The following is an 11,996-nucleotide window of genomic DNA, read 5'->3' as shown; positions in this document are numbered from 1 at the left end:
CGAAGGCCGACCATGCATTAGCATTTAACCTGGACCACTCGCTGGGGTCAGCTCACCGATCACGAAGAGATGGTCGCCGCCCTGAAGGCACGCGACGGTGCCCGCCTCGGCGATGCGATGCGCCGCCACCTCGTGAACACCTGGGACCGGGTCAAGGACAGCATCTAAAGCTCACAGGAAGACGTGTGGACTCCTAAACGCGGTCAAATCGGGACATAATCGCCGCTTACGCGTTCTTGAAGTACATACAGCTGGTTTAGGCGCCCGAGAAAAGCTAGGAGCGCGCCGCTTCTCGGTAGTAGAGGATGTTTGCGGCGCGCAGTCGCTGATCCAATCGTTTGCGCATTCTTAGGCACTTGGCGAGGGCTGGCTTGATCCCAAAGGTCAGATCTGGAGCGGGCGCTCTAGCGGTTTGTCGTGTACACCTAAGAGGCTCCCCGCCGGATTTCGCATTCATGTACCCCTCGATGGACGACTGCAGATCCTGCTTTGATGTACCGCGGCGGATAACCTCCCAAGCTCGGTGTCCGCCGGCAAAGACTCGATGAACGTTCTCTTGGCAAGGGTGCCTCGCTCCGATCATCGACTGAACAAGGCCTGCCCCGGCCACCGACTCAAGCGGTGTTGCCCTTGAGGCTTATCGGACCGGTCGGATGCGCGAAATCTCGGCCCGACCGCCAGTTTCGCATCCGGAATTTTCACAATGTGAAATCGACTCGGCAATATGAAAAAACTTTTGTCTTAGAGCGCGCGCTCCTCCAAGCATGCTGACACGGAGGAGACGACGATGGACATTCAGACAGACCCGAAAGGCGAGAAGACCATCCAGTCGGTGGATCGCGCGCTGGCCATTCTCGAGGTGATGGCGCGCCACCGCGGCGAGGTCACGCTTGCGACGATCAGCGAGGCCCTTTCGCTCAACGCCTCCACCTGCCACCACATCATCAAGACCCTGATGGCGCGCCACTACGTGCGCCCCGGCACCGCCCGCGGCCGCTACATGCTGGGCTCGCAGCTGGTGGTTCTGGCCGACGCGGTGAACGTCAAGGCCGAGCTTCCGGGCCGCGCCAAGGCGGTGCTCGACACGCTCAACCAGACGACCGAGGAAGCGGTGCATCTGGCGGTGCTCGAGGGCGGCGAGATGATCACGCTGGTCAAGCGCGAGGCGCGCCACGCCCTGCGCGTCGACAGCGGCTCGATCGGTAAGTCGCGCGCCATGCACGCCACCGCGACGGGCAAGATCCTGCTCTGCGAACTGCCCGAGACCGAGATCCGCCGGATCACCGCAGAGCACGGCATGCAGAAGTTCACCGGCAACACCTGCACCGATGTGGATGCGCTGATCACCGAGCTCGAAGAGACCCGCGCGCGGGGCTATTCCGAGGACCGCGAGGAGTTCCAGCTCTACGTCGTCTGCCTTGGTGCCGCGGTGCGCGACACCTCTGGCCGGATCATCGCCTCGATCAGCGTCTCGACCCCGATCAACCGCGCCACTCCCGAGCATCTTGCCCTCGTCCGTGACGAGGTGATGGCCGCCGGTCGCACGCTTTCCCTGAACGTTTCCGACAGTCCGGAGGCCTGAGCCCATGAACCTTCAAGAGTTTTCCTCGCACGTCACCCGTTCCGGCACGCAGGGCATGCGCGCCCGCGCTGCGGTGATCGCCGCCGCCGGCGGTCTGGCCGAGGCCCGTGCGGCGGAGATGCTGCCCGAGACGCTGGAGCTGACGCTCTCCGAGGCGCTGGTGCTGGCGCTGCTCAAGCAGGGCACGCGCAAGTACCTGGCGATCTTCGGCCATGGCTCGACCGATCTGGGCGAGGTGCTCAGGATTTATGACGGCGAGGGGGTGACCCGAACCTTCAACTTCCGCAACGAGGTCGAGATGGCCCACGCGGCGACCGCGCTGGCCTGGCAGTACGGCGAGACGCCGGCGCTGGTGACCTCGATCGGGCCGGGAGCGCTTCAGGCCATGGCGGGTTCGCTCGCGGCGGCGTCGAACGGGGTTGGCGTCTGGCATGTTTATGGCGACGAGACCACCTTCGGCGAAGGCTATAACATGCAGCAGATCCCCAAGCCGCAGCAGGAGCTTTACGCCCGCATGACGGCGCTGATGGGGGAGAGCTATTTCCTGCACACCCCCGAGGCGCTGCGCGAGGCGATGCGGCGCGGCACGCGCCGGGTCTTCGACCCGGTCAAGGCGGGGCCGTTCTACATCCATCTGCCGATCAACACGCAGCCGGCGCGGGCGGTGTTCAACCTCGACGCCCTGCCATCGCGCCCGGCGCCGGTGCCGCTCTCGCCCGAGGGCGACGCGCTGATCGAGGCCGCGGCCGAGCAGATCGCCGCTGCGGGCAAGGTCGTTCTCAAGGCGGGCGGGGGCACCCGTGGCTTCGACGCCGAGATCCGGGCCCTGGCCCGTGCGGCGGGCGCGCCGGTCGTGCTCTCTCCCGGCTCGACCGGCGTGCTTGCCGACGACGATCCGCTCAACATGCATGTGGGTGGATCCAAGGGGTCGATCAGCGGCAACCACGCGATGGAGGAGGCCGAGCTGCTGATCGTGGCCGGGTCCCGGGCGGTCTGCCAAGCGGATTGCTCGGGAACCGGTTACCCCAAGGTGCGCCGGGTGGTGAACCTCAACGGCGACTGGGCCGACGCGCTGCACTACAACGACACGCTCTCTCTGGTCGGCGATCTCGGTGCCGTGGCGCGCCGGCTGACCGCGGCGCTCGAGGCCCGCAGCGCCGCCGCCGGCAAGGCCGGCTGGCTCGAGGCCTGCGCCGCGAAGAAAGCCGAGTGGCAGGCCTTCAAGGCCGAGCGCCTCGCGCTGCCGCCGGTGCAGGACACGGTCTGGAAACGCGACGTGCTCGCCCAGCCCGCGGCGATCGGCATCGTCGATGCCTTTGCCCGCGAGGTCGGTGCGGTGAAGTACTTCGATGCCGGCGACGTGCAAGCCAACGGTTTCCAGGTGGTCGAGGACGACCGCTCGGGCCGGACCTATACCGAGACCGGCGCCAGCTACATGGGCTTTGCCTCGAGCGGCATCCTGGCCTCCGCGCTGGCCGACCGGCCTGACTACGTGATCGCCTTCACCGGGGACGGCTCGTTCATGATGAACCCGCAGGTGCTGATCGACGCGGTCGAGCACAAGCTGCGCGGCATGGTGGTGATCTTCGACAACCGCCGCATGGCCGCGATCAGCAGTCTGCAACTGGCTCAATACGGCCGCGATTTCCGCACCAATGACGGTGTCGCGGTGGATTACGCGGCGATGGCCGGCGCGGTGAGCGGGGTGCTCCCGATCACCGTGGACGGCAGCGCCGAAGGGCTTCGCGCGGCGCTCGCGAAGGGCCACGCCCATGCCGGTCTCAGCGTTCTCCACGTGCCGGTCTACAGCGGCGAGGATCCGCGCGGCGGCATGGGCAGCTGGGGATCGTGGAACGTCGGCAACTGGGTCGAGGACGTGCAGGCGCGCTGGGTGCGGCAGTCGCTCTGAGCGTGCAGCCGGGAACTGGAAACACCGAATTGCGGGCCTGATGCCCGCACGAGAGGAGGAAGAAATGACCAAGAGAACCGTAGGTTTCGTGGGCGTCGGCAACATCGGCACGCCGATGGTCCTGTCGCTGCTGCGCGAAGGGCTCGACGTCCTGGTGCGTGACCTGCGCAAGGAGCAGGCCAGCGAGTGCCTGGGCGCCGGTGCCCGCTTTGCCGAGAGCAACGAGCAGCTTGCTGCCGAGTGCGACACCATCGGCATCGCCGTGGTCAACGACAAACAGCTCAACGCGCTGTTTCGCAGCGAGGGCGGCTTGCTTGATGTCGTCAAGCCCGGCACCACGCTGATCGTGCACTCGACCGTGATGCCAGACACCATCAAGGCGCTTGGCGAAGAGACCGACGCGCGCGGCATCAAGATGGTCGACGCGCAGGTCTCGGGCGGCGATCTCCGCGCCCGCGAAGGCGATCTCGCCATCATGTGCGGCGGCGATCCGGCGGATATCGAGGCCAACCGCGACTATTTCGACGCGATCTCGCGCCGCACCGAGCATATGGGTCCGCGCGGCTCCGGGGCCGGCGCCAAGCTCGCGATCCAGATGATGACCTTCGGCAACTGGATGGCGGCGATCGAAAGCATGCGGCTGGCCCGCGCGCTTGGGCTCGAGGAGCAGACGCTGGCGAACTTCGCCACTGACACCACCGCCGACAGCTGGGTCGCGCAGATGTGGGGCAACTATGATCGCTTGCTGCACAACCACCCGCTGGCCGGCAGCGACGATCTCTACCGGATGTTCGACAAGGACCTGTTCAACTCGGTCGTGGTCGGACGCGAGGCTGGTATCGAGCTGCCGCTCACCGCGACCTCGAGCCAGCTGATGAAGGCGGCGATGCAGGAGCGCATCGAGTTCTCCGCCGACACCTACGCGCCCGCTCCGGCGAAGAAGAGTGCCTGAGATGCCCGAAGACATGAGCCCCGTGGCCCTGAGCCGCAGCAAGCCGGTCGTCACCAAGGCGGCGGCCGAGGAACTGATCCGGCGCGCCTTCGAGCACGCCGAGAAGATCGGCAAGACGGTCGCCATCGCGGTGGTCGATGACGGCGGCTTCCTGATCGCCTTCTCGCGGATGGACGCGGCCAACCCGGCCGCCGCACAGATCGCCATCGACAAGGCCTATACCGCGGCGGTGTCGCATATCGCCACCCACAAATGGCAGGAGATCATGAAGGACGACGAGCCGCTGCGCATCGGCGCGCCGGGCGTGGTGCACCGGCTGATGACCTTCGGCGGCGGCCAGCCCATCGTGATCGACGGGCAGATCGCCGGCGCCATCGGCAGCTCGGGCGGTCACTGGACCGGTGACACCGAGATCACCACCGAGGCGCTGAAGCTCTTCGACTGAGTCGCGACCGGACGGGCGGAGCGCCGGGCGCTCCGTCCCCGCAGACAACCGACACGACACCCCCAGCCAGACCGCAAGGAGGATGGCCCGTGACAGCTGTGACCCAGATGCCCAAGACCTCGTTCCACACGGGGTTCCTGGCCGACATGCCGGTGACCGAGGCGGTGCGGATGATCCGCGACCACGGCTTCGACATGGCTGAGCTCAATGCCGAGACGCTGCCCTGGGGCGAGGCCCATCTGGGCATCGAGACACCGGCCTCGGTGATCTCGCAACTGGCGGGGATGGGGCCGTACTCCGCGCTTTGCATCCACCACCGAGATTTCGGCTCCAGGGATGCCGACCGGCGCGATGCGGCGCAGCTCTGGACCCATGCGATGATGGCGCGCGCCGTCGATCTCGGGATCGACGTGGTGCACGTCATCCCCGGCGAGGAGACCGAGCTGTCGGCGCTTTACGGGGCTCTTGCCCGCGGCGTCGACGCGGCGCAGGCCAGGGGGCTGACCTTCGCGCTCGAACCCATCGTGGGGCGCGAGATCGGCACCGCCGCCGGAGCGCTTGCCGCGATCGAGGCGGCGCCGGGTCTCAAGATCAATTTCGACCCCTCGCACCTGAAGCCGATGGGCGACGACGTGACGGAGTCCGCCCGCAGGCTGGCGCCGCACACGGTGCACATGCACCTCAAGGATGTCACCGGCACACCCGAGGATTTCCGCTTCGTTCCCATCGGGCAGGGCGAGATCGACCTGCCCGCGATGATGGGCGCGCTGTTCGAGAGCGGCTATGACGGCCCGGTCTCGATCGAACATGAAAGCCACTGGTTCGCGGGCGACACCCGCCCCGGCGCGCAGGTGCTGACGGACGGCCTGTCCGACATCCGCCGGCTCTGCGAGGCGGCGCTCGGCGCGCAGCCGGTGGCCTGAGATCTGCCCCTTCGGCCCGGGAGGACGCGCCGGAGGGGACAACGAGGAGGCGACCGGGCCGTGCCGGTGCCTCGACCCAACAAGGGAGGAGACGACAATGTCCAAACTGAACCTGAACCGCAGAACCTTCATGCAGGGCGCCGGCACTGCCGCGCTGGCCACCGGCATGGGCTTTGTGCCGCTGAAGGCGCGCGCCGGCATGAGCTTCAAGCTCGGCCACCAGCTTGGCGAGACCCATCCGGCCTACCAGGCGGTGAACCAGATGGCCGAGAAGATCAGCGCCCGCACCGACGGCGAGGTCGAGATCAGCGTGTTCCCCAACGCAGCCCTCGGCTCGCCGCCGGACATGGTGAAGCAGGCGCAGCTCGGCGCGCTGGACTTCGTGATGTTCAACCCGCCCAACATCGAGAGCCAGGATCCCACCGCGAACGTGATCCAGATCCCCTACCAGTTCGACAATTACGAGCATGTGCACCGCGTGCTGGGCGGCACCGCGCAGCAGTGGCTGATGGATTTCTTCGCCCGCAACAAGCTGAACTGGGTGGCGAATTTCGAGTATGGCTTCCGCGCGCTGTCGAACAGCCGCCGCCCCGTCAACACCCCCGAGGACGTGGCCGGGCTCAAGCTGCGGGTGCCGCCGGAGCTGTCGATCAAGGCGACCTTCGACGCGCTTGGCGCCAACACCCAGACCATCGCCTTCAACGAGCTTTACCTCGCGCTCTCGAGCGGCGTGGTGGACGGGCAGGACAACCCGGTCGCGGTGGATTTCGCCAACAAGTTCTACGAGGTGCAGTCGCATATCGCGACCACCCGGCACATCTACACCTCCTTCATGCTGGTGAGCTCGCCGCGGCTCTGGAAGAAGCTCTCGCCCGAGCTGCAGGCCATCGTCAGCGAAGAGGCCAAGACCGCAGGCGAGTGGTGCCAGCAGCAGGTCAAGACCGGCGAAGAGGAGATGCTCAAGAAGATGGAGGCCGAGGGCGTGCAGATCACCAATCCCGATCCCGCCCCGTTCCGTGCCATGATGGATCCGGCCTGGGCCGCGATGCGCGAACGCATCGGCAACGAGACCTGGGAGACCTGGATGGGCTTCGTCGACGCTGCGCGCGTCGCCTGATCCGGGACCGGCGCCATCTTTCCCGGCGGCCTGCGTGGTCGCCGGGGATCCGTTCACGCCAGACAGAAAGAGCCCAGATGCCCGTCTTCGTCATCATGTCATCGCTGGTGATGCTGATCCTCGTCGGTCTGCCCATCGCAGTGGCCCTCGCCATGCTGGCCGCCGGCACCATGTGGTGGGCCGCGGGGCCGGACCTTCTGGTGATCTTCATCCAGCGCTTCTATTCCGGCATGAATTCGTTTTCGCTACTCGCGATCCCGTTTTTCATCCTGGCCGGCAACCTCATGAACACCGGCGGCATGACGCACCGGATCTTCCACACCGCGCAGGTCTTCGTCGGCCGGGTGCGCGGCGGGCTCGGTCATGTCAACGTGGTGGGCTCGATGCTGTTCTCGGGCATGTCCGGCTCGGCGGTGGCCGACAGCGCCGGGCTCGGGGTGGTCGAGGTCAAGGCGATGAGCGATGCCGGCTACAAGCCGGGCTACGCCGCCGCGATCACCGCCGCCTCCTCGACGATCGGCCCGGTGGTGCCGCCCAGCATTCCCTTCGTGATCTATGGCAGCCTCGCCAATGTCTCGGTGGGTGCGCTGTTCCTCGCGGGCATCCTGCCGGGCCTGCTGATGGGGCTCTCGATGATGATCATCATCGCGCTCACCGCGCGCTCGAAGGGGCTGCCGGTGCTGACCGAACGCCCCGACCTGCGCGAGAGCGTGCGCACCGTGGCAGGTGCCATCCCGGCGCTGGCGATGCCGATCTTCGTGGTTGGCGGCCTGCTGATGGGGATCGTCACACCGACCGAGGCCGCCGTGCTCGCCGCCGCCTATGCCGCCTTCATCGGCATCTTCGTCTATCGCGAGCTCAAGGTCTCGGACCTGCCCGAGGTGCTCTGGGTCACCGGCCGGCAGGCGGTGCAGGTGCTGTTCATCATGGCCGCCGCCGCGCCGTTCTCGTGGGTGCTGGTGCAGCAGCAGGTGCCCAACGCCGTCGTCGAGGGGCTGCTTGGCCTGAGCGACCAGCCCTGGGTGATCCTGATCCTGATCAACGTGATCCTGCTGGTGCTGGGCATGTTCATCGAGGGCATCGCGGTCATGGTCATCTGCATGCCGATGCTGCTGCCGCTGACCACGCAGATGGGCATCGACCCGGTGCATTTTGGCGTCGTCGTGGTGCTCAACCTGATGATCGGCCTGATCACCCCACCGGTGGGGCTCTGCCTCTACACCGTCTCGCAGGTGGCCAATGTCGACCTGCTCGAGATCATCCGCGAGGTCTGGATCTACCTCGTCGGGCTGATCGTCGTGTTGCTTCTCATCACCTTCTTTCCGGGCATCGTGATGTGGGTGCCCACGCTCTTCGGGTTCTGATCATGGATATCCTCAAGAAAACCCTCTCGTTCCTCGACAGCTGCGTCGCACGGGTGACCAAGTTCGGCGTGATCCTCTGCCTTGTCGTGCTCTTTGCACTGCTGCTGGCGCGGGTCATCGCCCGCACCGTCGAGATCCCCTTCGCCGCCTATGACGAGATCGTCGAACTGGCGACGGTCTGGCTGATCCTCCTTGGCGCCGTGGCGCTCTGGCGCGAGGGCGCGCTCTACCGGGTCGACGTGGTGACCGCCGCGCTTCCGAAGCTGGGCCGCCCCGCCGAGGTGGCGATCCAGATCATCATGCTGGCCTTCGCGGTCATGCTGCTCTGGGTCGGGGGCAACTTCACGGTGATGAACCGCGAGGTCACCGCCTTCATGCAGATCGACATGATCTACTATTACGGCGCGATCCCCGTCGCCGGCGCGGTGATGGCGCTCTACAGCGCCGCGGCGCTGCTGGAGGCGGTCTGCGTGCTCTTCCGCGGCAAGCCACTGCGCAGCCCGCAGAGCGATCGCCCGATCAGCAAGGCGGCGGTTGAGCACCTCTGAGCGCGCCGTCTCCGCCTGAAACACTCCAGATCAAGGGAATTCTCATGACCCTATACGACAGGTATGGCCTCTTCATCGGTGGCGACTGGCAGCCGGCCGTCGCCGGCGCCGAGCTCGACGTGATCGACCCCGCCACCGAGGACTGCATCGGCCGCATCCCGCGCGCCGGGACCGAGGATCTCGACCGGGCGCTCGCCGCGCTCGCCCGCAGCGCGCCGGAATGGCGCGCCACCCCCGCCTGGACCCGCAGCGCGATCCTGCGCGACACCGCCCGCCGCATGGCGGCGCGGGCCGAGCAGGCGGCGCGGGACATGAGCGAGGAGACCGGCAAGCCGCTGGCCGAGGCAAAGGGCGAGTGGCAGGCCGCGGTCGACCAGTTCGACTGGTATGCCGACGAGGCACGCCGGATCTGGGGCCATACGCTGGCCGGTCGCGAGGCCGGCGTGACGCTCGACGTGCGCTACGAGCCGGTCGGGCCGGTCGCCGCCTTCACCGCGTGGAACTTCCCGGCGCTGCTGCCGGCGCGCAAGGTCGCCGCGGCGCTGGCCGCCGGCTGCCCGATCGTCATCAAGCCCTCCGAGGAGGCGCCCTCGTCGATGTTCCACATCGCCGGCTGCGCCGCCGAGGCCGGGCTGCCCGCGGGCGTGCTCAACGTGGTGACCGGCGATCCGGCCGAGATCTCGGCCCACCTCATTGCCTCGCCGGTGATCCGCAAGGTCTCGCTCACCGGATCGGTGCCGGTGGGGCGGCTGCTGGCCGAGCAGAGCGCGCGCGGGCTAAAGAAGGTGTCGATGGAGCTGGGTGGCCACGCGCCGGTGCTGGTATTCCCCGATGCCGATCCCGACGCGGTCGGCGAGATCTGCGCGAGGACCAAGTTCCGCAACGCCGGGCAGGTCTGCATCTCTCCCAGCCGCTTCTACGTGCACGAGGATATCTACGCGCCGTTCTCGGCGGCGATGGCGCGGGTCGCGAAGGCGGCACGCATCGGGCGCGGGCTCGACGACGGGGTCGATTTCGGGCCGATGGCCAACGCTCGGGGCCGCGACCGCGTGCTCGAACTGATCGCCGACGCGCAGGATCGCGGCGCCGAGCTGCTGGCGGGCGGCGGCGTGCCCAAGGCGCACAATCGCGGCTTCTACATCGAGCCGACGGTGCTGGGGCGCGTTCCCGAGGATGCCCGCATCATGACCGAGGAGCCCTTCGGCCCGGTGGCGCCGATCTCCACCTTCCGCGACTTCGACGAGGTCATGGCGCGGGCGAACGACGTGCCCTTCGGGCTGGCCTCCTACGTGTTCTCGGGCTCGCTGGCCACGGCGAACCGCGCGGCGGCGGCGCTCGAGACCGGCATGGTCGGGGTCAATGACATGCTGCTCGCCGCGGCGGAGGTGCCCTTCGGAGGCATCAAGGACAGCGGGATGGGGCGCGAGGGCGGCCAGCTCGGCATCCTCGAATACCTCGAACCGAAATACGTGAAATACCGCTACAGTTGAGCAGGAGAGGCAGATGACCAAGGACAAGGCGCAGGGGATCGCGCGCGGACTGACCAATTACGGCGACGCGGCCTTCTCGAAATATCTCCGCCGCTCGTTCGCGAGCTCGATGGGCTACAGCCGCGAGATGCTCGACCGGCCGATCGTCGGCATCGCGCAGTCGGGCTCGGGCTTCAACAACTGCCACCGCCACTTCCCCGAGATGATCGAGGCGGTGAAGCGGGGCGTGCTGGCCGCCGGCGCGCTGCCCATCGAGTTCCCGACGATCTCGCTCGGCGAGGTCTTCGTGTCGCCGACCTCGCTGAAGTTCCGCAACCTGATGTCGATGGATGTCGAGGAGATGGTGCGCGCGCAGCCGATGGACAGCGTCGTGCTGCTGGGCGGCTGCGACAAGACCGTTCCGGCGCAGCTCATGGGGGCGATGTCGGCCAACCTTCCGGCGGTGCAGCTGGTGGCCGGGCCGATGTCGACCGGGCGCCACAAGGAGCACCGGCTGGGGGCCTGCACCGACTGCCGCCGCTTCTGGCAGCAGTTCCGCTCGGGCCAGATCGAGCAGGAGGAGATCGACACCGTCGAGCGCAAGCTCGCCTCGACCGCCGGCACCTGCGCGGTGATGGGCACCGCCTCGACCATGGCGAGCCTGACCGAGGCGATGGGCATGATGCCGGCCTATGGTGCCGCGATCCCGGCGGTCAGCGCCGACCGCCTGCGCATGGCCGAGGAAACCGGTCGGCTGGCGGTCGAGCTGATCGGGTCCGAGCGCCGCCCGCGCAGCATCCTGACGCAAGAGGCGCTCGAGAACGCGGTGACGGTCCTGCTGGCGCTTGGCGGCTCGACCAACGCGGTGCTGCATCTCGCCGCCATCGCCGGGCGGGTGGGGCTGAACCTCGATCTTCGCAAGCTCAACGAGATTTCGGACCGCACGCCGGTCCTGGTCGACCTCAAGCCGACCGGGCAGTTCTACATGGAGGATCTGCACTACGCGGGGGGCATTCCTGCGGTGATGCGCGAGCTGCGCGACATCCTGCATCTAGACGTGCCCACCGTGACCGGCGAGACCATCGGCGACCGCATCCGGGCGGCGGATGACTGGGTCGACCGCACCGTGATCGCGCCCGCCTCGGACCCGGTGCGCAAGACGGGCGGGCTGGTGGCGCTCTATGGCAACCTCGCGCCCAAGGGCGCGATCCTGAAGCGCTCGGCGGCGGATCCCAGCCTCTTCGAGACCGAGGCCCGCGCCGTGGTGTTCTCCTCGCTCGAGGATCTGGCGGCGCGCATCGACGATCCCGATCTCGACGTCACTGCTGACGACATCCTGCTCCTGCAGAACGCCGGCCCCACCAGCAAGGCGGCGATGCCCGAGGCGGGCTATCTGCCGATCCCGAAGAAGCTGGCGCGGCAGGGGGTCTCCGACATGGTGCGGATCTCGGATGCGCGGATGAGCGGCACCGCCTATGGCACCATCGTGCTGCACGTCTCACCGGATGCCGCCTCGGGCGGCGCCATCGGGCTGGTCCGCACCGGCGACCGCATCCGCATGAGCGTGGAGAACCGGAAGCTGGAACTCTTGGTCGCCGAGGACGAGCTGGAGGCCCGTCGCGCAGCGCTGCCGGCAGCCGAGCGCGAGGCGCGCCGCGGCTATGACTGGCTTTACGACAGGCACATC

The 11,996-nt window shown here is 67.6% G+C and carries 10 protein-coding genes and 1 pseudogene; all 11 read left to right on the top strand.

All coding sequences use genetic code 11. The features are described 5' to 3' along the window. Nucleotides 1–63 precede the first annotated feature (63 nt). Nucleotides 64–168: pseudogene (locus AC6RA4_RS17635) on the top strand (GntR family transcriptional regulator); the annotation flags it as partial. 619 nt (nt 169–787) lie between these two features. Beyond that, on the top strand, nt 788–1,582 hold the full coding sequence (locus AC6RA4_RS17630) for an IclR family transcriptional regulator (protein WP_500162592.1): 795 nt from the start codon (nt 788–790) through the stop codon (nt 1,580–1,582). Between the two features lie 4 nt (nt 1,583–1,586). Beyond that, nucleotides 1,587–3,491 carry a thiamine pyrophosphate-dependent enzyme gene (locus AC6RA4_RS17625; RefSeq protein WP_500162590.1) on the top strand — a complete coding sequence of 635 codons (1,905 nt, stop codon included), beginning with the start codon at nt 1,587–1,589 and terminating at the stop codon, nt 3,489–3,491. Then, nucleotides 3,400–4,443: an NAD(P)-dependent oxidoreductase gene (locus AC6RA4_RS17620; RefSeq protein WP_500162594.1), complete on the top strand. Its 1,044-nt coding sequence runs from the start codon at nt 3,400–3,402 to the stop codon at nt 4,441–4,443. Before AC6RA4_RS17625 ends, AC6RA4_RS17620 begins: the two co-directional genes overlap by 92 nt. A gap of 1 nt (nt 4,444) precedes the next feature. Continuing rightward, nucleotides 4,445–4,888 (top strand): GlcG/HbpS family heme-binding protein, encoded by a 444-nt coding sequence (locus AC6RA4_RS17615; protein ID WP_500162588.1) that lies wholly within the window; start codon nt 4,445–4,447, stop codon nt 4,886–4,888. A gap of 89 nt (nt 4,889–4,977) precedes the next feature. After that, entirely contained in the window at nt 4,978–5,811 is an 834-nt protein-coding gene (locus AC6RA4_RS17610; RefSeq protein ID WP_500162586.1) for a sugar phosphate isomerase/epimerase family protein, read from the top strand. Between the two features lie 97 nt (nt 5,812–5,908). Beyond that, nucleotides 5,909–6,928, top strand: coding sequence for a TRAP transporter substrate-binding protein (locus tag AC6RA4_RS17605; protein ID WP_500162584.1), 1,020 nt, complete (start codon nt 5,909–5,911; stop codon nt 6,926–6,928). A gap of 77 nt (nt 6,929–7,005) precedes the next feature. Then, the gene (locus tag AC6RA4_RS17600; protein WP_500162582.1) at nt 7,006–8,292 is read left to right on the top strand and encodes a TRAP transporter large permease; all 1,287 of its coding nucleotides are present in this window, start codon (nt 7,006–7,008) and stop codon (nt 8,290–8,292) included. 2 nt (nt 8,293–8,294) lie between these two features. Further along, a complete protein-coding gene (locus tag AC6RA4_RS17595; protein ID WP_500162580.1) occupies nt 8,295–8,840 on the top strand; it encodes a TRAP transporter small permease in 546 nt (181 codons plus the stop codon). Between the two features lie 44 nt (nt 8,841–8,884). Next, nucleotides 8,885–10,330: an NAD-dependent succinate-semialdehyde dehydrogenase gene (locus tag AC6RA4_RS17590; RefSeq protein ID WP_500162579.1), complete on the top strand. Its 1,446-nt coding sequence runs from the start codon at nt 8,885–8,887 to the stop codon at nt 10,328–10,330. A gap of 13 nt (nt 10,331–10,343) precedes the next feature. Then, nucleotides 10,344–11,996, top strand: a 1,653-nt coding sequence (locus AC6RA4_RS17585; protein WP_500162577.1) for a dihydroxy-acid dehydratase, incomplete at its 3' end; no start/stop codon positions are given.

It is taken from the genome of Salipiger sp. (genome assembly GCF_059781815.1).
This window is presented reverse-complemented; position numbering and strand designations above follow the sequence as displayed.